Source organism: Azospirillum brasilense, from assembly GCF_001315015.1.
Lineage (GTDB): Bacteria > Pseudomonadota > Alphaproteobacteria > Azospirillales > Azospirillaceae > Azospirillum > Azospirillum brasilense.
Genome location: NZ_CP012914.1, coordinates 449,540 through 472,042 on the forward strand (window position 1 = coordinate 449,540; position 22,503 = coordinate 472,042).

At 70.1% G+C, this 22,503-nt stretch carries 23 protein-coding genes; 12 read left to right on the top strand and 11 right to left on the bottom strand.

The annotated features are described in order from the left end of the window. Positions 1-10: 10 nt before the first annotated feature. Together hemC and AMK58_RS02030 are read right to left on the bottom strand one after the other, a co-directional pair. A complete protein-coding gene (gene hemC, locus AMK58_RS02025; RefSeq protein WP_059398551.1) occupies positions 11-937 on the bottom strand; it encodes a hydroxymethylbilane synthase in 927 nt (308 codons plus the stop codon). 55 nt (positions 938-992) lie between these two features. Beyond that, positions 993-1,844, bottom strand: a complete 852-nt coding sequence (locus AMK58_RS02030; RefSeq protein WP_035669410.1) for a class I SAM-dependent methyltransferase — start codon at positions 1,842-1,844, stop codon at positions 993-995. Positions 1,845-1,919: 75 nt separating this feature from the next. Between AMK58_RS02030 and tsaD the strand changes: the two genes are divergently transcribed. From tsaD to AMK58_RS02055, 5 genes are all read left to right on the top strand, one after another. Continuing rightward, complete coding sequence (gene tsaD / locus AMK58_RS02035) at positions 1,920-2,993, top strand: tRNA (adenosine(37)-N6)-threonylcarbamoyltransferase complex transferase subunit TsaD (RefSeq protein ID WP_059398552.1); 1,074 nt, start codon at positions 1,920-1,922, stop codon at positions 2,991-2,993. 13 nt (positions 2,994-3,006) lie between these two features. After that, complete coding sequence (locus AMK58_RS02040) at positions 3,007-3,474, top strand: GNAT family N-acetyltransferase (protein WP_035669413.1); 468 nt, start codon at positions 3,007-3,009, stop codon at positions 3,472-3,474. 83 nt (positions 3,475-3,557) lie between these two features. Next, positions 3,558-4,568: an NAD(P)H-dependent glycerol-3-phosphate dehydrogenase gene (locus AMK58_RS02045; protein WP_059398553.1), complete on the top strand. Its 1,011-nt coding sequence runs from the start codon at positions 3,558-3,560 to the stop codon at positions 4,566-4,568. A gap of 379 nt (positions 4,569-4,947) precedes the next feature. Continuing rightward, positions 4,948-5,232, top strand: coding sequence for a YciI family protein (locus AMK58_RS02050; RefSeq protein ID WP_035669394.1), 285 nt, complete (start codon positions 4,948-4,950; stop codon positions 5,230-5,232). Between the two features lie 16 nt (positions 5,233-5,248). Then, positions 5,249-5,662 (top strand): EVE domain-containing protein, encoded by a 414-nt coding sequence (locus AMK58_RS02055; protein ID WP_035669391.1) that lies wholly within the window; start codon positions 5,249-5,251, stop codon positions 5,660-5,662. A 45-nt stretch (positions 5,663-5,707) separates the two neighbouring features. Here the strand turns inward: AMK58_RS02055 and AMK58_RS02060 are convergent, their stop codons facing one another. Beyond that, a complete protein-coding gene (locus tag AMK58_RS02060) occupies positions 5,708-6,043 on the bottom strand; it encodes a hypothetical protein (RefSeq protein WP_035669387.1) in 336 nt (111 codons plus the stop codon). Between the two features lie 311 nt (positions 6,044-6,354). Between AMK58_RS02060 and acs the strand changes: the two genes are divergently transcribed. Next, a complete protein-coding gene (gene acs, locus AMK58_RS02065; RefSeq protein WP_035669384.1) occupies positions 6,355-8,295 on the top strand; it encodes an acetate--CoA ligase in 1,941 nt (646 codons plus the stop codon). Positions 8,296-8,363: 68 nt separating this feature from the next. On the opposite strand, the gene AMK58_RS30225 is transcribed toward acs, so the two are convergent. From AMK58_RS30225 to AMK58_RS02080, 3 genes are all read right to left on the bottom strand, one after another. Next, the gene (locus AMK58_RS30225; RefSeq protein ID WP_035669381.1) at positions 8,364-8,720 is read right to left on the bottom strand and encodes a hypothetical protein; all 357 of its coding nucleotides are present in this window, start codon (positions 8,718-8,720) and stop codon (positions 8,364-8,366) included. Between the two features lie 80 nt (positions 8,721-8,800). Then, positions 8,801-9,298 carry a thermonuclease family protein gene (locus tag AMK58_RS02075; protein WP_079285398.1) on the bottom strand — a complete coding sequence of 166 codons (498 nt, stop codon included), beginning with the start codon at positions 9,296-9,298 and terminating at the stop codon, positions 8,801-8,803. A 162-nt stretch (positions 9,299-9,460) separates the two neighbouring features. Beyond that, positions 9,461-9,658, bottom strand: a complete 198-nt coding sequence (locus tag AMK58_RS02080; RefSeq protein WP_035669379.1) for a DUF1674 domain-containing protein — start codon at positions 9,656-9,658, stop codon at positions 9,461-9,463. Positions 9,659-9,826: 168 nt separating this feature from the next. On the opposite strand from AMK58_RS02080, the gene htpX reads away from it, so the two are divergent. The 6 genes from htpX (at position 9,827) to purH (ending at position 17,753) form a co-directional block, all read left to right on the top strand. Next, on the top strand, positions 9,827-10,717 hold the full coding sequence (gene htpX / locus AMK58_RS02085; RefSeq protein WP_035669376.1) for a zinc metalloprotease HtpX: 891 nt from the start codon (positions 9,827-9,829) through the stop codon (positions 10,715-10,717). A 324-nt stretch (positions 10,718-11,041) separates the two neighbouring features. Further along, positions 11,042-11,974: an exopolyphosphatase gene (locus tag AMK58_RS02090; RefSeq protein ID WP_035676730.1), complete on the top strand. Its 933-nt coding sequence runs from the start codon at positions 11,042-11,044 to the stop codon at positions 11,972-11,974. 8 nt (positions 11,975-11,982) lie between these two features. Beyond that, positions 11,983-12,747: a hypothetical protein gene (locus tag AMK58_RS02095; protein WP_059398554.1), complete on the top strand. Its 765-nt coding sequence runs from the start codon at positions 11,983-11,985 to the stop codon at positions 12,745-12,747. 87 nt (positions 12,748-12,834) lie between these two features. Beyond that, positions 12,835-14,151 (top strand): RsmB/NOP family class I SAM-dependent RNA methyltransferase, encoded by a 1,317-nt coding sequence (locus AMK58_RS02100; RefSeq protein WP_059398555.1) that lies wholly within the window; start codon positions 12,835-12,837, stop codon positions 14,149-14,151. A gap of 148 nt (positions 14,152-14,299) precedes the next feature. After that, complete coding sequence (locus AMK58_RS02105) at positions 14,300-15,931, top strand: heparinase II/III family protein (RefSeq protein WP_103040417.1); 1,632 nt, start codon at positions 14,300-14,302, stop codon at positions 15,929-15,931. A 217-nt stretch (positions 15,932-16,148) separates the two neighbouring features. After that, complete coding sequence (gene purH / locus AMK58_RS02110; protein ID WP_035669346.1) at positions 16,149-17,753, top strand: bifunctional phosphoribosylaminoimidazolecarboxamide formyltransferase/IMP cyclohydrolase; 1,605 nt, start codon at positions 16,149-16,151, stop codon at positions 17,751-17,753. A 132-nt stretch (positions 17,754-17,885) separates the two neighbouring features. On the opposite strand, the gene AMK58_RS02115 is transcribed toward purH, so the two are convergent. The 5 genes from AMK58_RS02115 to AMK58_RS02135 form a co-directional block, all read right to left on the bottom strand. Beyond that, a complete protein-coding gene (locus AMK58_RS02115; RefSeq protein ID WP_035669342.1) occupies positions 17,886-18,125 on the bottom strand; it encodes a hypothetical protein in 240 nt (79 codons plus the stop codon). Between the two features lie 81 nt (positions 18,126-18,206). Continuing rightward, positions 18,207-19,517 carry an MFS transporter gene (locus AMK58_RS02120; protein ID WP_035669340.1) on the bottom strand — a complete coding sequence of 437 codons (1,311 nt, stop codon included), beginning with the start codon at positions 19,515-19,517 and terminating at the stop codon, positions 18,207-18,209. Positions 19,518-19,691: 174 nt separating this feature from the next. Next, positions 19,692-20,465, bottom strand: a complete 774-nt coding sequence (locus tag AMK58_RS02125) for a hypothetical protein (protein ID WP_051139980.1) — start codon at positions 20,463-20,465, stop codon at positions 19,692-19,694. A gap of 100 nt (positions 20,466-20,565) precedes the next feature. Continuing rightward, positions 20,566-20,793, bottom strand: coding sequence for a hypothetical protein (locus AMK58_RS02130; protein WP_035669337.1), 228 nt, complete (start codon positions 20,791-20,793; stop codon positions 20,566-20,568). Positions 20,794-20,861: 68 nt separating this feature from the next. Further along, a complete protein-coding gene (locus AMK58_RS02135) occupies positions 20,862-22,496 on the bottom strand; it encodes a tetratricopeptide repeat protein (RefSeq protein ID WP_035669334.1) in 1,635 nt (544 codons plus the stop codon). Positions 22,497-22,503: the final 7 nt, after the last annotated feature.

The following is a 22,503-nucleotide window of genomic DNA, read 5'->3' on the forward strand; positions in this document are numbered from 1 at the left end:
CCGGCCGCCGTCAGCTCTTGAAGAAGTCGGGCGGCAGGACCGCCTTGATCTCCGCCCCGGCGTCGGCGCCGATGGCGGCAGCATCGCTTGCGCTGCCGTTGCGCTCCGCCCGGAAGACCTGCCGCCCGTCGTTGGACAGCACCTTGGCCTTCAGGTGCAGCCGGTCGCCGTCCAGGGTGGCCAGCCCGGCGATGGGGGTGCGGCAGGAGCCGTCGAGCATGGCCAGCAGCGCGCGTTCCGCCGTCACGCGGGCCGTGGTGGCGGCGCAGTTCAGCGGAGCCAGCAGGGCGCGGGTGGCCTCGTCGGCGCTGCGGATCTCGATGCCGATGGCGCCCTGGGCGACGGCGGGCAGCATCTCCTCATGCTCCAGCACGGCGGTGATGCGGTCGGTCAGGCCGAGACGGCGCAGCCCGGCGAGCGCCAGCAGGGTGGCGTCCACCTCCCCGGCCTCCAGCTTGGCGAGGCGGCTCTGCACGTTGCCGCGGAAGGGCACGACCCTCAGGTCGGGCCGCCGCTCCAGGATCTGGGCCTGACGGCGCAAGCCGGCGGTGCCGACGACGGAGCCGGCGGGCAGCGTGTCCACCGTGTGGCCGCCGCGCGAGAAGAAGGCGTCGCGCGTGTCCTCACGCGGCAGGAGCGTGGAAATCTCCAGCCCGTCCGGCATCCAGGTCGGCACGTCCTTCATCGAATGGACGGCGAGGTCGGCGCGGCCGTCGAGCAGCGCGTCCTCCAGTTCCTTGGTGAACAGGCCCTTGCCGCCGGCCTCGGCCAGCGTGCGGTCCAGGATGCGGTCGCCCGTCGTCTTGAAGACGACGATCTCGATGGCGCCGGGGGCGGCCAGATGCGGGTGTGCCGCGATCAGCCGGTCGCGGGTCTCGTGGGCCTGCGCCAGCGCCAGCGGGCTGCCGCGCGTGCCGATGCGGAGCGGTTGGGTCATGAGGCCAGTGTTCTAGGCGATCCACCGCGGTTTGCAAGCCTTGGTGACGCGCGCGCTACTCTTTGGTGACGGGGGAAGCGCGCCGCGCCGTGACCACCATGCGGCGGCTGTCCACCGTCCAGGGGGCATCCTCGAAATCGCCGGCCAGCCGTTCGATGGTGAAGCCGGCGCTTTCCAGCATCAGCTCCAGTTCGTAGCGGAAGATCATCCGCCAGGTGAAGCCGTACTCGGTCACCGCGATCTTGCCGTCCGGCAGCAGCTCGTCGTACCAGCCGTGAATGCGCTGGCACTGCCCCTCGTCCAGGCGGGAGGCCATCGTGTTGCGGATGTAGCTGTTGCCGTTGTGCGGGCTGCGCCGCGGCTCCGACGGGCTGGGCTTCGTCTCGGCGTCCATTGGCAGCGTCAGCGGATTCATCACGTCCAGCGCCAATGTGCCGCCCGGCGCAAGATGAGCGGCGGCGGCAGCCAGCGTGCGACGCTCCGCCGCCAGTTCCGGGATCAGCATCAGCACGTTGAACGGAATGACGGCGAGCCGGCAGTCCCGCACCGGCAGATCAAGCGCCGTGGCGTCCTGCCGCACCGGATGAACGCGGGCCTGCACCTCCGGCGCCTCGCGCGCCAGCTTGGCGCGGAGCTGGTCGAGCATGGCGGCGGAGACGTCCACCGCCCACACCTCGTGCCCGGCGCGGGCCAGCGGGATGGTCAGGCGCCCGGTGCCGCAGCCGATCTCCAGAACCGGGCCGCCGGTCTCCGCCGCGCGTTCCTTGTAGAAGGGCACGTCGCCCAGCATGCCGAGGCGGGCGAGCGTCGCAGCGTGATCCGCCCGCGCCTCCCCGATCTCCAGCGACGGATAGTCGCCGTCGTAATAGACGATGCTGGCGTCGTCGTCGGGGACGTCTTTGTTCATGGAGGGCAAAACCCTGAAGAAGCCGGGTCAAGACCCTATACCAGAGCGGTGGAGACGGCTAGTTTGACAGCCATCATGATCGTTCTTGGAATCGAAACGAGCTGCGACGAGACGGCGGCGGCCATCGTGACCGACGCGCGGGAGATCCGCGCCGACGTGGTGCTGTCGCAGCTGGACGACCACACGCCCTATGGCGGGGTCGTGCCGGAAATCGCCGCGCGCGCCCATCTGGAGCATCTGGACGGGCTGATCCGCCGCGCCATGGCGGAGTCCGGGCTGGGCTTCGCCGACCTCGACGCCGTGGCGGCGACCGGCGGGCCGGGGCTGATCGGCGGGGTGATCGTCGGCGTGATGACCGCCAAGGCCATTGCCGCGGCGCGCGGGCTGCCCTTCGTCGCGGTGAACCATCTGGAAGGCCACGCGCTGACCGCCCGGCTGACCGACAATGTGCCCTTCCCCTACCTGCTGCTTCTGGTGTCCGGCGGGCACTGCCAGCTTCTGGTGGTCGAGGGGGTAGGCCGATACCGGCGGCTCGGCACCACCATCGACGATGCGGTGGGCGAGGCGTTCGACAAGACGGCCAAGCTGCTCGGCCTCGGCTATCCCGGCGGGCCGCTGCTGGAGAAGGCGGCGGCGCTGGCGACCAATCCGGGCCGCTTCGACCTGCCGCGCCCGATGGTCGGGCGCCCCGGCTGCGACTTCTCCTTCTCCGGTCTGAAGACCGCGGTGCGGCGCCATGTCGAGGAGCTGGGAACGCCCCTCTCGGCGGAGGACCGGGCCGACCTCGCCGCCGCCTTCCAGAACACGGTCGCCGAGGTGATGGCCGACCGCTGCGCCCGCGCCATGCGCCAATTCAAGGAGATGCACCCGCAGGGCGGCGCCCTGGTGGTGGCCGGCGGCGTGGCGGCCAACAGGACGCTGCGCGCCCGCCTGCAGACGCTGGCCGACCGCGAGGGCATGCCCTTCGTGGCGCCGCCGCTGCGGCTGTGCACCGACAACGCGGCGATGATCGCCTGGGCGGGGATCGAGCGCTTGCGGCTGGGCCAGACCGACCCGCTGGACTTCGCCCCGCGTCCCCGCTGGCCGCTCGACCCCACCGCCAAGCCGGCCATCGGCAAGGCCGGGGTCGGTTCCGGCGTGAAGGCCTGAGAGTGAGTCCGCCATGGCCCTGACCTTCCGCACCGCCCGGCGCGACGACGTGCCGGCGATCGTCCGGCTGACCGCCGACGACGCCCTGTCCACCGGCGGCGACGTCTATGCCGAGCCGCTGGACCCGCTCTATTGGGACGCCTTCGACCGCATGGCGGCCCAGCCGGGCAATTCCATCGTGCTGGCGGAACAGGACGGGCGGATCGTCGGCTGCTTCCAGTTCACCGTCACCCACGGGCTGGCCCGCCGGGGAGCGGCGCGGGCGACGGTGGAGGCGGTGAAGGTGGACGGCGCGTTGCGCGGCCAGGGGATCGGCAGCACCATGATGCGGCACGCCATCGCGCTGGCCCGCGCCGAGGGTTGCGTGATGGTGCAGCTGACCAGCCAGACCCGGCGCACCGACGCCCACCGCTTCTACGAGCGGCTGGGCTTTCGGGCGAGCCATGTCGGGATGAAGCTCATGCTGACGCCGGAGGCGTGACCGTCCGGGTTGCGGACCGGGGACGCTCCGCCTAAACAGGCGGCCAAATCCTTCAGGCCAAATTTTAAAAACAGGGGGCATCCATGGCGGCAACGGACTTCCGGCGCATCGGCGTGATCGGTGGCGGGGCCTGGGGCACGGCGCTGGCTCTGGCCGCCCTGCGTGCCGGGCGGGAGGCCCTGCTGTGGGCGCGCGAGCCAGCGGTGGTCGAGTCGGTCAACGCCGCGCGGGAGAACCGCGACTATCTGCCCGGCGTGACCCTGCCCGCCGCATTGCGCGCGACCGGCGATCTGGCCGAGGTTGCCGCCTGCGACGCCATCCTGCTCGTCACCCCGGCCCAGCATCTGCGCAGCGCCTGCGCCAGCCTCGCCGTGCATCTGCGGCCGGGCACCCCGCTGGTCATCTGCGCCAAGGGGATCGAGCTGGAAAGCCACGCCCTGATGAGCGAGGCCGCCACCGCCGCGCTGCCGGCGGGGACGCCGCTGGCCGTGCTGTCCGGCCCGACCTTCGCGGCGGAGGTGGCGCGCGGCCTGCCGACCGCGGTGACGCTGGCCTGCGCCGACGCCGCGCTGGGCGCCCGGCTGGTCGAGGCGCTGGGCAGCCGCACCTTCCGCCCCTACCTGTCCGACGACGTGGTGGGCTCGCAGATCGGTGGGGCGGTGAAGAACGTGCTGGCCATCGCCTGCGGCGTGGTGGAAGGCCGCAAGCTGGGCGACAACGCGCGGGCGGCGCTGATCACCCGCGGGTTGGCGGAGATCACCCGGCTGGCCCTGGCGCTCGGCGGGCGGCCGGAGACGCTGATGGGGCTGTCGGGGCTGGGCGACCTGACGCTGACCTGCTCCAGCCTGCAATCGCGCAACATGTCGCTGGGCGCCGCTCTCGGTGCCGGCCGGACGCTGGCCGAGGTGCTGGCGGAGCGCCGCTCCGTCGCCGAAGGAGTCTACACCGCCGCCGCGGTGGTCGGGCTGGCCGGGAAGAAGGGCGTCGACATGCCGTTGTGCGCTGCCGTGGACGCCATCCTGAACCGCGGCGCCGGGCTGGACGCGACGATCGATGGGCTGCTGTCGCGGCCGTTCCGCGAGGAAGGGCGCTGAGGGCGCGGCCGTCTTCGGAATGGTTGCAAGATCGGATGGGTTGTGCGAGGCTTTGCACCCTCACAATCGGAGTCCGTTCCATGTTCGCCCCGCCGCACCCGCTCGCCCTGCTGGCGCTCCGCGCCGCCGCACTGCTGGCTGCCGGGCGGACGATCGCCGCCCGACGGAGCGGGGACGGGCGAAAACAGCGCGGCGCCTGAACGACACCGCCGCGATGGCGGTCCCGCGCGTCCCGGGCGTCCGCCGCCGCTGCGCGCGCCGTTCCTCTGGCTGCACCGCTGAGGCACCCTGCGTCTGCGGAAGGCCGCGCGTCGCGGCACCTTCCGCAGCGGTCACGGCTGCGCTAGGCTCCCGCCCGACCGAACGGAAGGGGTTTCCCATGCTGTACATGTTCCATTGCACCGACAAGGCCGGCGCCGCCCAGGTGCGGGCCGACAACCGCCCGGCCCATCTGGCCTATCTGGAGGCGCACGCCGACCGTCTGTTCGCCGCCGGCCCGCTGCTGTCCGATGACGGCCAGGGCATGGCTGGCAGCCTGCTGATCGTGGAGTGCGCCGACGAGGCCGCCGCGAAGGACTTCGCCGCCAACGACCCCTACGCCCAGGCCGGGCTGTTCGAGAGCGTGGAGATCCGGGCGTGGCGCCGGGTCTACCCGAAGTCCTGAGCGGGGGCGGACGGCAATGGCCCGCTGGCTTCTGAAGTCGGAGCCCTTCAAATATTCGTGGGAGCGCATGGTCGCCGACGGCACCACCCATTGGGACGGCGTGCGCAACCATCAGGCGTCGAACAACCTGAAGGCCATGAAGGTCGGCGACCGCGCCTTCTTCTACCACTCGAACGAGGGGCTGGAGGTGGTCGGCGTCGTCGAGATCGCGCGGGAATACTACCCGGACCCGAGCGACGAGGCGGGCCGTTTCGGCATGGTCGACGTGCGGGCGCTGCTGCCCGTGAAGACGCCGGTCACGCTGAAGACGATGAAGGCCGACCCGCTGCTTCAGGGCATGGCCCTGGTCAAGCAGTCGCGCCTGTCGGTCTGCCCGGTGTCGGACGCCGAATGGGCGCATGTCTGCGCGCTGGCCGGGATCGAGGCGTGACGGTTCTTCGGACGTGTTGAGAGCGCGGCCGTCTGCGGCGGCGGATCAGTCCGCCGGTTCGCAGATGGCCGCCTGGAAATCCTGCGTGGCCTGAAGCATCCGGCGGGCCAACGCCTGCATCTCCGCGGCGGCTCCGGCGAAACCGGCGTCCTCCCCGAATGGCGCGAGAGCGGCCGAGCCGGACGCATCCAGTTCCGCCAGAGACGCCGTGCGCAGGGCGGCGTCGATCACCATCAGGCTGGTGCGGCTGCCCATCTCCGACAGGCGTCCGGCCAGCTCCAGGCCCTGTCCGGCACCGCCGCCAGTCGTGCCGTCTCCGGTGGTGCCGTCCGCGCTGGTCGTGCTGGCCATGCCGGTGCCCTGCTGTTGGGTGAACGCCATGCACGCTAACGATGCGCTGGTTAAGGCCGGGTTAAGCGGCTTGCCGAAGGGTGTCATCATGCTTTCGTATTATGCGCGACAAATAGTCGCGCTGTCGTGTCGTCGCAGATGCCGGTGAATTCAAAAGAACGGGCGGTGCGCTGCAACAAAGTGGAACCGAAAGCCCCGATGGAGAGGGCGGACAATCAGCCGTTCTGCTTGTGGTGACGGGAACTTGTGTGGATAATGTCCCGCAACAGGAGCGGCCGGAAACCGCTCCCCAACAGCCCTTCAGGGCGTAACCAGAAGCACTACGGGGGAATCGCGAGCCAATGTCCGACAATTCGTTTTTTCCTGTTAAGCCGGAAATCGCCAAGACCGCTTACGTGGACGAAGCCGCCTACACCCGCCTGTACGAGCAATCGATCAACGATCCGGAAGCCTTCTGGGGTGAGCAGGGCAAGCGCATCGACTGGATCAAGCCCTACAGCAAGGTGAAGGACGTCAGCTACACCGGCGACGTCCACATCAAGTGGTTCTACGACGGCACGCTGAACGTCTCCGCCAACTGCGTCGACCGCCACCTCGCGACGCGCGGCGACCAGACCGCCATCATCTTCGAAGGCGACGATCCGGGCGTTTCCAAGCACATCACCTACAAGGAACTGCACGAGCAGGTCTGCCGCCTCGCCAACGTCCTGAAGAAGAACGGCGTCAAGAAGGGCGACCGCGTCACCATCTACCTGCCGATGATCCCCGAGGCCGCCTACGCCATGCTGGCCTGCGCGCGCGTCGGCGCCATCCACTCCATCGTGTTCGGCGGCTTCTCGCCGGACAGCCTGAAGGACCGCATCGTCGACTGCGACAGCCACTTCGTCATCACCTCCGACGAGGGTCTGCGCGGCGGCCGCAAGGTTCCGCTGAAGGCGAACGCCGACAAGGCCGTCGCCGCGGCGCCGGGCGTCAAGCATGTGCTGGTCGTCAAGCACACCGGCGGCAACGTCGCCTGGACCGAGGGGCGCGACCTCTGGTACCACGAGGAGATCGCGTCGGTCTCCGCCGACTGTCCGCCGGAGGAGATGAGCGCGGAGGACCCGCTGTTCATCCTCTACACCTCGGGTTCGACCGGCAAGCCGAAGGGCGTGCTGCACACCACCGGCGGCTATCTCGTCTACGCGTCGATGACCCACCAGTACGTCTTCGACTACAAGGACGGCGAGGTCTACTGGTGCACGGCCGACGTGGGCTGGGTCACCGGCCACAGCTACATCGTCTACGGCCCGCTGGCCAACGGCGCGACCACGCTGATGTTCGAAGGCGTGCCGACCTATCCGGACATCTCCCGCTTCTGGCAGGTGGTGGACAAGCACAAGGTCAACATCTTCTACACCGCCCCGACCGCCATCCGTTCGCTGATGCGCGAGGGTGAGGCTCCGGTGAAGAAGACCTCCCGCTCCTCGCTGCGCATCCTGGGGTCGGTGGGCGAGCCGATCAACCCGGAAGCCTGGCTGTGGTACTACAACGTGGTCGGCGAGGGCCGTTGCCCGATCGTCGACACGTGGTGGCAGACCGAGACCGGCGGCATCCTGATCACCCCGCTGCCGGGCGCCATCGGCCAGAAGCCGGGTTCGGCGACCAAGCCCTTCTTCGGCGTCAAGCCGGTCGTCGTGGACAACGACGGCAAGGAGCTGGAAGGCGAGACGGAAGGCAACCTGTGCATCGCCGACAGCTGGCCGGGCCAGATGCGCACGGTGTTCGGTGACCACGAGCGCTTCGTCCAGACCTACTTCTCGACCTTCGCGGGCTACTACTTCACCGGTGACGGCTGCCGCCGCGACGCGGACGGCTATTACTGGATCACCGGCCGCGTGGACGACGTGATCAACGTGTCCGGCCACCGCATGGGCACGGCGGAAGTGGAAAGCGCGCTGGTCGCCCATCCGAAGGTCGCCGAGGCCGCCGTCGTCGGCTACCCGCACGACCTCAAGGGCCAGGGCATCTACGCCTACGTCACGCTCAACGCCGGGGAAAGCCCGACCGAGGAGCTGCGCAAGGAGCTGGTGGCCTGGGTGCGCAAGGAGATCGGCCCGATCGCCTCGCCGGACCTGATCCAGTGGTCGCCGGGCCTGCCGAAGACCCGTTCGGGCAAGATCATGCGCCGCATCCTGCGCAAGATCGCCGCGAACGAGCACGACAGCCTGGGCGACACCTCGACGCTGGCCGATCCGACCGTCGTGACCGACCTGATCGAGAACCGCATGAACAACGCCTGACCGCGGCGTTCATCGGATCTGTCTACGGACCGGGGGCCTTCGTGGCCCCCGGTTTCGTTTTGGAGCCGTTACTTTGGGGTGGCGTCCGATCCGTCGGAGGCGCCGCTGCCGGGCTGGTTTTTCATGGACTCGGCGGTGCCGGGCTTCAGGCCGGACTCGCCGCTCGCCGCGTCGGGGACGGCGCCGATGCGGCCCTGCGCGCGGGTCTCCGCCGCGTTCTTCTGCTTCTCGGTGCGTCGCTCGCCCAACGTCGGGTCCTGGGCGCCGGTCGATTCCATCCAGGCTTCGCCCTGGGACGGCGGTGCGGCGCCGAGACCGCCCTCCATAGTCTTGGCGTCCTGCGCCACGGCGGCACCGGTCAGGGCAAGGCTGGCGGCCAGCAAGGCGATGGCGCCGGGGACGTAAGACGAGGCCTGGGTCGTCATGGTTCGCTCTCCTCCTTGGTGGGAGGGGCAACAGCGGAGCGAGACGGCGGGTTCCCAGCTCACCCGTTGGTGGAACCGGGTTAGCCCATGCCCGTCCCGTCGCACCAGGGCTGGCGCCGTTCGCCGTGATAGGGGCGGGCGAGCCCCGCCTCGATCAGCGCGGCCGACAGGTCGTCACCCCCGATCGTCAGCACGCGGGCGCGCACCCGCCCGCCGTATTTGTCGGGCTGGATGTCGAGCAGCCGCACCGGGGCGGCCCCGATCAGACGGCGCGCGTGGTCGCGGGCGGTCTCCGCCAGTTCCCGCTCGCGGGGGCAGCGGGCGCGCATCTCCGGCGCGTCCAGCCCGTCCACCCGGACATGGGTTTCCACCACCTGACCCAGCCAGATGGTGGCGCGCACCAGCAGCGTGTCGCCGTCCAGAACCTCCAGCACCTCCGCCGGGATCGGGCCGGGCAGGGCGGGCGGAGCGGCCTGGACGGTGCCGGCCAGCAGCGGGACCAGCAGTGTGGAGAGAAGCGCCAGCCACAGCCCGGCGGTGCGGCGCGGGCATGGGGTGATGGACTTGGGCGATCCCATGGCGCGACCTCTCCGGGCACCGGTTCGCGAAGCGGCGAACCGGTCACAGAGTAGCGCGCGAACCAGAACGCATCAAGCACAACCTAGGTATTGTGTCCTGAATGCGTATGTGTTCAATTCTCAAACGGGAGTGCAGAGGCAATCGATCCTAAGGGCGCTGGCTTAGAAGTCCGAGCAGCGGCCCTTGAACTCCCAATCGCCGAAGCGGGTCGGCTCCGGCCCCTGCGGTCCGCCGATCTCGCCGGGCATCTGCTCGGGACCCTTGGCGCCGGATTCGGGGGTTGTGTCGGCGTCGGGCTTCGCGGCGTCGGGCTTTGCAGCGTCCTGCGGTGCCGGGCTGGTGGTCTTCGTCTCGGTCATGGCCGTCCTCTGGGGTCGGGTGCGGTGCTTGGCCATCTTGAACGATGCCTTCCGCCAAGCCCATATCACCAGACAGGCCCGGCGGAAAGCCCCGCCGGGGCCATCCTGTCCAACCAACAGTGACACCGTCCAGAAGATCGCCCGGAACATCGCCAAGAGAACACCGCCATGACCAGCTATGTGAAGACCACCATCCTCCTCGCCGGCCTGACCGCCCTGTTCATGGGCATCGGCTATCTGATCGGCGGCAAGGGCGGCATGATGATCGCCTTCGTCATGGCGCTGGGCATGAACCTGTTCAGCTACTGGAACTCCGGCGACATGGTGCTGTCCATGTACGGCGCGCGGGAGGTCGACGCCTACACCGCCCCCGAATATTACGGCATCGTCCAGCAACTGGCCGAGCGCGCCGGCCTGCCGATGCCGCGCGTCTACATCATGGAGAACGACCAGCCCAACGCCTTCGCCACCGGACGCAACCCGGAGAACGCCGCGGTCGCCGCCACCACCGGCCTGCTGCGCCTGCTGAGCCCGGAGGAGATCGCCGGCGTCATGGCGCATGAGCTGGCTCATGTGAAGAACCGCGACACGCTGATCATGACGATCACCGCGACCATCGCCGGCGCCATCTCCATGCTCGCCAACTTCGGCATGTTCTTCGGCGCGTCGCAGAGCAACAGCCAGAACGGGCAGGGCGGCAACCCGCTGGGGCTGATCGGCGGCATCCTGATCGCCATCCTGGCCCCCTTCGCCGCGATGATCGTCCAGATGGCGATCAGCCGCACCCGCGAGTACGAGGCCGACCGCATCGGCGCGGAGATCTGCGGGCGCCCGCTGTGGCTGGCCGACGCGCTGACCCGCATCCACAACTACGCCCACCAGATCCCGAACTACGCGGCGGAATCCAACCCGGCCACGGCGCACCTGTTCATCGCCAACCCGCTGCACGGGCGCAGCCTGGACAGCCTGTTCTCCACCCATCCGAACATGGAGGAACGGGTCCGCCGCCTGCGCGGCATGGCCGGCCCCTCCTTCATGCCGCGCAGCCCCTGGGGGTGAGCCGGCCAGGACCATCGCGCAACCCGATGCGCCGCGAGGGCGGGTGACAAGATCGACACGGATTTCACGGATTTGGGCACGGATTTCACGGAATCCTCGATCCGTGCCTCATTCCAGCCGCAACCGGGCCAGCCGCAACCGGGCCGAGCAGCTCCGTGAAATCCGGTTTTGATCCGTGAAATCCGTGTCGATCTTGCCCGCGTTCGCCGGACGCTGCGTTCAGGCGGGCGTTTCCGGCCCGGGCGGTTCGCGGTTGCACGCCGAAAGGTGCAAGTCTACTTTCCCTCCGCTTGCCGATTGTGGGGCGCTCAGGGGGAACACCGCATGTCCGACGTCACGAAATACCGCCTCGTCACCCGGTCCGACTTCGACGGGCTGGTCTGCGCCGTGCTCCTGAAGGAGCTGGGCATCCTCGACGAGATCAAGTTCGTGCATCCCAAGGACATGCAGGACGGCAAGGTCGAGATTTCCGACCGCGACATCACCACCAATCTGCCCTATGTGCCCGGCGTCCATCTCGCCTTCGATCACCATCTGTCGGAGACGATCCGCGTCGGCAAGCGCGACAACCACATCATCGAGGCCGATGCCCCCTCCGCCGCCCGCGTCGTCTACAATTACTACGGCGGCAAGGAGCGCTTCCCGACCATCTCCGACGCGATGATGGCCGCGGTCGATCAGGCCGACTCCGCCCAATACGGCATCGAGGACATCCTGAAGCCGCAGGGCTGGGCCCTGCTGAACTTCATCATGGACGCGCGCACCGGCCTCGGCCGCTTCCGCGATTTCCGCATCTCCAACTATCAGCTCATGATGGAGCTGATCGACTATTGCCGCAGCCATGGCATCGACGAGATCCTCGCCCTGCCCGACGTGAAGGAGCGGGTGGACCTCTACACCGAGCACGAGGCGAAGTTCTCCGACCAGCTCGCCCGCTGCAGCACGATCCGCGGCAACGTCGTGGTCGTCGACCTGCGGCGCGAAGAGACCATCTACGCCGGCAACCGCTTCATGATCTACGCGATGTACCCGGAAGCGAACGTGTCGATCCACGTGCTGTGGGGGCTGAAGCAGCAGAACACGGTGCTGGCCTGCGGCAAGTCGATCATCAACCGCAGCTCCAGGACCAACATCGGTCCGCTGATGCTGGAGTACGGCGGCGGCGGGCACGAGGCGGCGGGCACCTGTCAGGTGGACAACGACAAGGCCGAAACGGTGCTGGAGGAGATCGTCGGACGCATGCGCGCCGACGGCTGACGGGAATCGTGCCGGACCTGTTTCTCGACAAGACTCCGCTGTTCGACGCGGGGTGGCTGGGCGTGTCCGCCGCCGCCAGCCGGGACGACGTGCTTCTGTGCCTCGCCGAGGCCGAACGCCGCGCCGAGGCGGCGCTGGAGCAACTTGGGCGAACGCTGACCCAGGGCGGACTTCCGGCTTCCAGTGCGGCCGCCGACCGCGACCGGCGCATCGACGCCCTGCTGGCGCTGGAGGCGCGGGGAATCCCGGCGTCCGGTGCTGCGGCGGGCGGGGCGGTGGAGCGCGTCATGATGGAGGTCGGCTTCCGCAAGCGCGACCTGATGCCCCGCTTCCACGAGCTGGCCGAGCGGTGCCGCGCCGTCCACCGCCGCGCCCTGGCGATGGCGCGGGACGCCCGCTGGGCGCTGATGCTGGAGCGCGCCGCCGCCGACCCCGGCGGGCCGTCCAGCCCCATCCAGGGTACGGGGACCCGCTACGTCAAGAGCGACCGCTACGACGCCCGTGCGGCGCGCAGCCTGCCGCCGGACGACCGCGTCCGCGCCGACCGTTTCCTCAAGCGGCTGGGCGAGGACCCGGTGCCGCCGGAGCTGGAGCTGAGCCCGCTGGAGGGGGCAGGGTTGGAGGGGGCGGCGCTGTGGGGGATGAAGGCCGGCAACGGCAACCGTTTCATCCTGCGCCGGGGCGAGCTGCGGGGTGTCGTCTGCTTCTTCGTCGAGGACGTCGGTCCCTATCCCGACCACGAGGGCGGACGGCGCGGCGCGCTGGCCCGCTGAGGCGCTCTGCTGAACAGCGTCCGATTCCGCTCGGCCGCGTGCAGCGGCTACTCGACACCCGCCGTCCGGCGCGCTACATCCAGCGGCATGTCCGACGCCTCCCTTGCCGCGCGCTCCGCCGCGCTCGACCTTCTGCGCGATGTGCTGCGCAAGTCTATCCCCTTCGATGACGCGTTCGACGCGCATCCGGAGTTGCGCGCGCTCGACCCGCGCGACCGCGGCTTCGTGCGGCTGCTGACCGCCACGGTGCTGCGCCGGCTCGGCCAGATCGACGCGCTGATCCAGGGGAGCCTCGCCAAGCCGGGCCTGCCCAAGGCCACCGTGCACGACATCCTGCGGCTGGGCGCGGCCCAGCTCGTCTTCCTCGGCACGCCCGCCCACGCCGCCGTCGACACGGCGGTGGAGCTGGCCGCGGCCAAGGGGGCCGAACCCTACAAGGGCCTGATCAACGCCGTCCTGCGCCGCATCGGCCGCGAGGGGGTGGAGCTGGCCGCCCAGCAGGACGCCGGGCGCCTGAACACGCCGGACTGGCTGTGGCTGGCCTGGCGGCAGGCCTATGGCATCGGCCGCACCCGCGGCATCGTCGAGGCGCACCTGCACGAGGCGCCGCTGGACATCACCGTCAAGACCGACCCCGCGGCCTGGGCCGAGCGACTGGAGGCCCGGCTGCTGCCCACCGGCACGCTGCGCCGCGCCGCCGGCGGCAACCTGACGGAGCTTCCGGGCTTCGCCGAGGGCGCCTGGTGGGTGCAGGACCTCGCCGCCTCGCTGCCGGCCAAGCTGTTCGGCGATCTGGCGGGCAAGCGCGTCTACGACCTGTGCGCGGCGCCCGGCGGCAAGACCGCGCAACTCGTCGCGCAGGGCGCGCAGGTGACGGCGGTCGACCGCTCCGCCAAGCGGCTGGAGCGGGTACGGGAGAATCTGGCCCGCCTCAATCTGTCGGCGGAGGTGCTGGCGACCGACGCCGCCACCTGGACCCCCGACCAGCCGGCCGACGCGGTGCTGCTCGACGCCCCCTGCTCGGCCACCGGGGCGATCCGCCGCCATCCCGACATCCTGCGCGTCAAGACGCCGGAGGACATCGGCAAGCTGGCCAAGGCGCAGAGCCGCCTGCTGGCCCACGCCGTCGATCTGGTGAAGCCGGGCGGCACGCTGGTCTACTGCACCTGCTCCATCCAGCCGGAGGAGGGCGAGGCGCAGATCGACCGCATCCTGGCCCGCGACAAGCGGGTCGAGCGCCTGCCCATCACACCGGTTGATCTGGGTGGCGGCCATGCGGGGGATGGCAATTTGGCCGAGTTGATCAACGAGCGCGGTGAGGTACGATCCCTGCCGGGCATGCTCGGGGACCTCGGCGGCATCGACGGGTTCTTCGTGGCACGGCTGCGACGGTTGCACGATTAGGGCACCACCGGCTTGCGGGGGTCGAGGCGAATTTGATACGACAACAGGATGCATCCCCCCGATCGCCCGAATGCCTTCAGCGAAGCGCCGGCCATCGCCTCCCCCTGCCGTGTGACGGGGTGAGCCGATGAGCGCCGGGCGTGGGAAAATGGGCCGCTTGCGGGACGGCGTCGCGCAGATCGCCTTCGGCAACCCGATCTACAAGCTGACCTTGGGCGGCCGCGCGCCGACCGCCCTGTCCGCCGTGCCGCCGGACCCCTGGCCGGGCGACGCCGGGGACGGTTCGGCGATCCTGGCCGGCGTCTTCCGCTTCGGCGGGCAGGCCGCGGCGGCCGACGCCCACGGCGCGCCGAACTGGCGGGCCGGCAGCGCCGTCTGGCAGGACGCCCTGCACGGCTTCGAATGGCTGCGCGACCTGCGCGCGGTCGGCGGCGACACGGCGCGGCGGCGCGCCCGCGCGCTGGTGCTGTCCTGGCTGGACAACAACGGAAGCTGGAACGCCCAGACCTGGGCGCCGGAGGTGCTGGGCGCCCGCATTGCCGCCTGGATCGGCCTGCACGACTTCTACTGCGCCTCCGCCGACGACGAGTTCCGCGCCGCGGTCTTCGACAGCCTCGCCCGGCAGGTCAAGCATCTGACCCGCGTCGTGCCCGGAGCGCTGGACGGCAAGGCGCTGGTCACCGCGGCCAAGGGCCTCGTCTATGGCGGCTTCTGCCTGCCGGAGCATGAGCGGATCGGCCAGGACGCGCTGAAGCTGCTGGAGCGCGAGCTGCCGCGCCAGATCCTGCCGGACGGCGGCCATATCGAGCGCTGCCCCTCGGTGCAGCTGCGCATCTTGCGCGACCTGATCGACATGCGGTCGGTCCTGCGCACCGCCCGCGCCGATGTGCCGGAGGCGCTGCAGCACGCCATCGACCGCATGACCCCGGCCCTGCGCTTCTTCCGCCACGGCGACGGTGGCCTCGCCCTGTTCAACGGCGGGCGGGAGGAGGACGCGGCGCTGGTCGACACGGTGCTGGCCCAGGCCGACGCCCGCGGGCGCCCGCTGAAGAGCGCGCCGCACACCGGCTTCGAGCGGCTGATCGCCGGGCGCACCATGGTGCTGATGGACACCGGCGTTCCGCCGGTCACCGGACTGGACGCCACCGCCCACGCCGGCACCCTGTCGCTGGAGATGTCGGTCGGCAAGGAGCGGCTGATCGTCAATTGCGGCGCCCATCCGGTGAAGACCGGCCCCTGGCGCGCCGCGCTGGCCGGCACCGCCGCCCATTCCACCGTCGTGCTGGCCGAGACCAACTCGTCGGAGGTGATCGAGGCGGGCGGGCTGGGCCGCCGCCCCTCCCATGTCGGCTGCGAGCGGCAGGAGAACGACGGGGCGGTGCTGGTCGTCGCCACCCACAACGGCTACAGCCGCAACTTCGGCTATCTGCACCGCCGCCGCGTCTATCTGGCGGAGAACGGCGAGGACCTGCGCGGCGAGGACATGCTGGAGCCGGTGATCGGCGCCACGCCGGAGCCGCGGCCCTTCACCATCCGCTTCCACCTGCACCCCGCGGTCCAGGCGAGCCTCGTCCAGGGCGGGCAGGTCCAGCTGAAGCTGCCGAGCGGGGCCGCCTGGCGGCTTCGCGCGTCGGGCGCCACGCTGGAGCTGGAGGAGAGCATTTATCTGGGCAGCGGCGACGAGCCGCGGCGGACCACCCAGATCGCCGTCTCCGGACATACCGGTCCCGCCATCAAGACGGTGAAATGGGCCTTGCGCCGCGAGCGCAAGGGGGGGTAAACCGCGCGCATCCGCGGCGGACAGGCCGTGGGAATACGGATCGGTGCCTGTTTCGAGAGTCTGTGGAGTGTTCGCCCTGCGACCGTGATCCCCGCCCGGGCGGGGGTGACGAAGCGGGGTGTTTCGCTTTTCCGGCTTTCCGGGTCCCGTCTTCTCAGGCCCCGTCTTCCCATGCCCGGTTCGCCGCAGCCGGTTCCATGACAGCCAGGATGCCCCGATGAGCCCGCCGAACGTCGCCCACTCGCCCGCCCCCGATCTCGTCCGCATCACGCGCGCGCTGATCTCCGTGTCCGACAAGACGGGCCTCGTCGCGCTCGGTCAGGCGCTGGCGGCCAAGGGCGTGGAGATCCTGTCCACCGGCGGCTCCGCCCAGCGGCTGGCCGAGGCCGGCATCCCGGTGAAGGAGGTCTCCGACCACACCGGCTTCCCGGAGATCATGGACGGGCGCGTCAAAACGCTGCACCCGCGCGTGCACGGCGGCATCCTGGCCCGCCGCGACATCCACGCCGAGGCGATGACCACCCACGACATCCCGCCGATCGACCTCGTGGTGGTGAACCTCTACCCGTTCGAGGCGACGGTGTCGAAGGGCGCCGACTACGCCAACTGCGTGGAGAACATCGACATCGGCGGCCCGGCGATGATCCGCGCCGCGGCCAAGAACCATGACTTCGTCACCGTCGTCACCGACCCTGAGGATTACGAGGCGGTGCTGGACGAGCTGGCGACCCATGACGGCGCGGTCACGCTGACGCTCCGCCGCACGCTGGCCCAGCGCGCCTACGCCCGCACGGCGTCCTACGACGCGGCCATCTCCTCCTGGCTGGCCGGCCAGCTCGGCGAGACCTTCCCGCCGCGCACCACCCTGTCGGGCACGCTCAGCCAGACCCTGCGCTACGGCGAGAACCCGCACCAGCAGGCGGCCTTCTACGTCACCGGCGAGCAGCGTCCGGGTGTGGCGACGGCCATCCAGCTCCAGGGCAAGGAGCTGTCCTACAACAACCTGAACGACACCGACGCCGCCTTCGAGCTGGTCGCCGAGTTCGAGCGTCCGGCCGTCGCCATCATCAAGCACGCCAACCCCTGCGGCGTGGCCGAGGGGGCGAACCTGCTCGACGCCTACAAGCAGGCCCTGCTGTGCGATCCGGTCAGCGCCTTCGGCGGCATCATCGCCGTCAACCGTCCACTGGACGCCGCCACGGCCGAGGAGATCGCCAAGCTGTTCGCCGAGGTGGTGATCGCCCCGGACGCCGACGACGCGGCCCGCGCCCTGCTCGCCACCAAGAAGAACCTGCGCGTCCTGCTGACCAAGGACGTGCCGAACCCGGCCGAGCCGGGGATGATGGTGAAGCAGCTGTCCGGCGGCTTCCTGCTGCAGAACCGCGACAACGGCCGCATCACGCTCGACGATCTGAAGGTGGTGACCAAGCGCGCCCCGACGGAGCAGGAGCTGGCCGACCTGCTCTTCGCTTTCCGCGTTGCCAAGCATGTGAAGTCGAACGCCATCGTCTACGCCAAGAACGGCGCCACGGTGGGCGTCGGCGCCGGCCAGATGAGCCGCGTCGACTCGGCGCGCATCGCCGCCATCAAGTCGGCGGAGGCCGCCAAGGCCGCCGGCCTGTCGGAGCCGCTGACCAAGGGGTCGGTGGTCGCCTCGGACGCCTTCTTCCCCTTCGCGGACGGCCTGCTGGCCGCGGCGGAGGCCGGCGTGACGGCGGTGATCCAGCCCGGCGGCTCGATCCGCGACAACGACGTCATCGCCGCCGCCGACGAGAAGGGTCTGGCGATGGTGCTGACGGGGATGCGCCACTTCCGGCACTGAGACGGGTGGGGGCGCATCCATTGCCCCCTCCCTAACCCTCCCCCGCTGCGCAGGGGAGGGGACCATTCTCCCTCCCCTGCGTGAGCGGGGGAGGGCCGGGGTGGGGGCAATACGCCGACGTCCCCAGCGCGCTTACGAACCCCGCCGCGCCCCCATCAGCCGCGCCAGCAAGGCGGCGGCTTCGGCTTGAGAATTCCCGTCCGCATTGTCGTCCGGCTTCAGCCGCCCGGTCGCCGCCATGGCGATCAGCATCGCCGGATGCAACGCCGGGTGATGGGGCGCCGAATCGTTTTCCCCACGCGCCGCGGCGTGGTCGCGGGCCAGCGCCTCGTTGATGTGCGCGAAGGCCTCGATGTCCTTGATGTGCAACATGTCCGTTCCGCCCTCCGCGCAAAATTCGTTGTGCGTCGCAGCAAAAGGCAAGTTAGCAGCTTCCGCTGGGTGAATCCGCCGTCATGCCGCGGCGGACTGTCGCACCCCGTTCGCATCGCCCGGTGCCGGCTCCCGAACCGCCAGCATAAGCCCAAAACCGATGACGAAGAAAGCCACAACGCTCGCCATGCCGGCCCGCTGGCTCTCGAACAGCGTGGTCGCCAGCCCGAAGGCGAGCGGCCCGACGAAGCCGGCCATGCGGCCGGTCAGGCTGTAGAGCCCGAACATCTCGCCCACCATGCCCGGCGGAGCCAGCCGCGCCATCATCGACCGCCCGGCCGCCTGCGCCGGCCCGAAGAAGGCGCCCAGCCCCAGGGCCAACACCCAGAACCATGCCTTCTCCGTCGCCAGCAGCAGCGGCACGCCGAAGGCGGTCAGGCCGATCAGGCTGACCAGGATGGTCGGCTTGGCCCCCATCCGGTCGTCCACCCAGGCGAAGCCGATGGCCCCGACGCCGGCCACCACGTTCAGCGCGATGGCGAAGAGCAGGATCTCCTCGAAGCTCATGCCGAAGGCGTGGGCGGCGAAGATGCCGCCAAAGGCGGTGATGGTGTTGATGCCGTCGCGGTAGATCGCGCTGGCGATCAGGAAGCGCAACGTGTTGCGGTACTTGCGCGTCTCCGACAGCGTCCGGCGCAGCGTCGCCATGCCCTCCCGCGCGGCTTGACGGATACCGAGGCCGGTCGCCGGCACGTCCGGAACGAACAGGAAGAAGGGCAGGGCGAACAGCCCGTACCAGGCGGCGGCCAGCAGGGCGGTGGCGCGCACCGGCGCCTGCTCCGCCGTGTCGAGCAGGCCGAACAGCGGGGTGGGCGACTTCACGAAGACGAACAGCGCGACCACCAGACAGGCCAGCCCGCCGAAATAGCCGATGCCCCAACCCCAGCCGGAAATCCGCCCGAGCATCCGCGGCGGCGCCAGCGCGGTCAGGCTGGCGTTGTAGAAGACGTTCGCCAGTTCGAAGGCGACGGTGCCGATGACCACGCAGACCAGGGCGAACAGCGCGTGGGAGGGGTCTGGCTTCACCCACCACAGGGCGGCGCAGAAGACCACGGTCAGGGCGGTGAACAGCGCCATCCACGGCTTGCGCCGCCCCGTCCGGTCGGCCACCGCGCCCAGCATGGGGCTGAGCAGGGCGATCATCAGCCCGGCGACGGTCAGCGCGGCGCTCCAGCGCGAGGCGCCCGCCACCTCGTCCCCGACCACGCCGCGGGCGAAATAGACCGAGAAGATGAAGGTCGTGATGATGGTGTTGTACGACGAGTTCGCCCAGTCGTAGAGGCACCAGGACGCGATGGCACGGCGGCTCGGCGCCTCGGCGGTGTGGGGCATGCTGAAGGTTCGGCCGTCTGTTGTCCGGGATGGCCCACTCTAGGCAAAGCGGCGGGGAATGCCAACCCGGGGGGCGCCGCGCCAGGGTTATCGCATTTGGCCTCTGTAGCCCTCTCCCCAGGGGGAGAGGGGACTTCAGATGCAATCACCCGGCTCGGGCGCCGGCTCCCCGCCCTATGTCCCGATGATGGGTTCGTCGACGCCCCGCACCGCCGCCCATCGCGTCGCCCATTCGGTCGAACTCTTCTCCTCCGCGCTCACGGCGTCCAGGAAGGCGAGGCTCGCCGTGCGCCGCGCGGCCTCGTCGCCGCGGAACGGATCGGTGAAGGTGGCCTCCTGGCTGATCGGGCCGTTGTAGAGTCCCATGGCGAGTCCTTCCTGCTGCGCCATGATCGATTGGGCGATGTCCTGCTCCTGCTTGCTGAACTGGCCGCCGGCGTTGCTGCGCACCGCCTCCAGCGAGCGGCGGTCGAGATCGCCCATCAGGGAGTACCAGTCCCGGCCTTCGAAGCTGTCGAAGTCGAAGGGCTTGCCGCCGGCCTTCATGGCCTCGTACTGCGCGTCCATGCGGGCGCGGGCGTCCTTGGCGATGGCCGGCCCGCTCAGCCCCGCCGAGCTGGACACCGCCCCCGGATCGGACACCGCCTTGGCCAGCGCCGTGGCGTTCTTGCCGTCGCGCGTCGGGAAATAGGCGGCGTAGGGGCCCGCCGCCGCCCCGCCGCTTCCGGTCTTGCCGGCCTTGGACGCGGTGGTGGTGGCCATGAAGGCCTGGGCTTCGATGGACAGGGTGACGAAGACGGCCGAGCCGCCGGAAGCCGACGCCGCCTGACCGGTGGCGGGCTGCGACGGGGCTCCCTTGTCGGCGCCCAGCACGGTCAAGGCCGCCTTGAGGCTGAAACCGGCGAGGCTGAAGCCGGACGCTTGCGCGTTTGGCGTCGTGATCGACATGAGGAGCCCTCCCGACCATCCCGGCGGGCGTCGTTATGTTGCCGCCGTTCGTTGACGGCAGCGTAACGCGTTCAGGTCAGGGTTGTCAAAACGGGGCGTTCTATTCTTTTTGGCGAATGGCCGCAGGCGCCCCGTCCGGCGGGGGGCCGTCGAGGTGGGTCGGGACGAGATCGATGGTGGGACGTCCGTCGTCCAACCGTTGGTCGATCCGGGCGCGCAATTGCGCCATCTGCGCCTGGATCGCCGCGATCTCCGCCTTTTGCCGTTCAAGATCCGACAGGTCGGGCGGCGGGACGGCAATGCCGCCGGTGCTTTCTTCGGTGCTCATGGGACTCTCCGGTTCGGCGTCGATCGGCTGGCTTTGGCCAACGGGAAAATCCGAAGGCTCGCGTCCGGTCAACCGCCCACGCCGAACGAAATCTGGTTGTTGTCGTAGCGGGCGACGATGGTCAGCCGGTCGCCGGGGCGCAACTGGATCGGCGTCTCCAGATAGGTCATCGCCTGCTTCCAATGGTTCGTCCGCGCCCGGCTTTCGGAGCGGTAGGTGACCTCCTCGTCCATCTGCAGGTCGAACCAGAAGGCCACGCCATGGCAAGTGCCCTCCGCCGTGATCTCCACGTCGATCTCGCGCGCGCCCTCCTCGGGCATGTTGCGGGTGAAGTCGAAATCGAGCGCGGTGAAGGCGGCCGACAGCGGCGTGTGGGTGTCGGCGCCGAGGTCGATCTGCTGGTAGCCGGGGGAGCGGAACACGTCGAACGCCGACATGTCGAAGCCGCCGATGCGCTTCACCGGGTTGATGCGGGCCAGCTCCGGCGTTTCCACCAGCATGGCGTAGACGGTCGAGGCGCGCGGGATGATCGCGCCGCCCGGCTTCACCAGATGGGTGCGCGCGTGCTGCAGCACCGACAGCATGCGCGGCGCCAGCATGCCGATGTTGATGAGTTCCGACACGAAGACGTCGGCCTTCTCCGGCAGGTCGCCGCCCTCGCCCACCGACAGGCGGGTGGACAGCTTCGGCACCACGTCGATGCGGTCGGCGTAGCCGTTGTTGGCGACGGTCTCACTGGCGATGCGGGCGAGGATCGGGTTCACCTCGCAGGTCACCACCTTCCGCGCCCCGGCGCGCGCCGCCATCATGGCGACGATGCCCGAGCCGGTGCCGATCTCCAGGACCAGCGAGTCCGGGGTCACCGCGCGCTTCAGCGCCGCCTCGTAGGCGTCGTTGCGCTCGAAGTCGTTGATCATCGGCAGGTGCCAGCCGGGGACGGCGTTGGAATGGATCAGCCGGCGGGTGAACTGCACCAGCGGATGGTCCGGCGCGATGGCGCGGGCGGCCTCGATGGCCTCCACCGCCTCGTTGGCGCGGTCGAGGCTCTGCAGCGTGTGGGCGAGGCCGACATGGGCGGGGACGAAGCGGGGCGCCGCCGCGATCACCACGCGGAAGGCCTCCTCGGCCTCCTCCAGGGCGCCGCGGGTGCTCAGCGCCTCGGCGAGGTTGTAGCGGGCCTCCAGATAGTCCGGCGCCCGTTCCAGAGCGGCGCGGAAGGCGGCCTCCGCCTCGTCCAGGCGGCCCAGTTCGCGCAGGGTGGTGCCGAGGAAATTGTGCATTTCCGGCGCGTCGCCGCGCAGGGCCAGGGCGGCGCGGAAGGCGCCCTCGGCGTCCTCCAGCCGGCCCAGCGCCTTCAGCGCGTTGCCAAGGTTGCCGTGAAGCTCCGGCAGGCGGTCGTTGAGGGCGATGCCGGCGCGGAACGCCGCCTCGGCTTCGTCGGCGCGGCCGAGCTGGAAGAGCAGGCTGCCGCGGCTGTTGTGGAAGGACGGGTCCTTGCCGTCCTCGGCGATGGCGAGGGCGAAGAGGTCGAGCGCGCCGTCGGGATGGCCGGTGTGGGCGGCGACGACGCCCAGCAGGTGCAGGGCCTGCGCGTTGTGCGGGTCGGTCGCCAGGATCGCCCGGCAGGCCGACTCCGCTCCGCCCAGATCGTTCGTCCGCAGCAGGCGGATGGCGTCGTTCAGGGTCGGCTGGGGGTCGGTCATCGCGGCG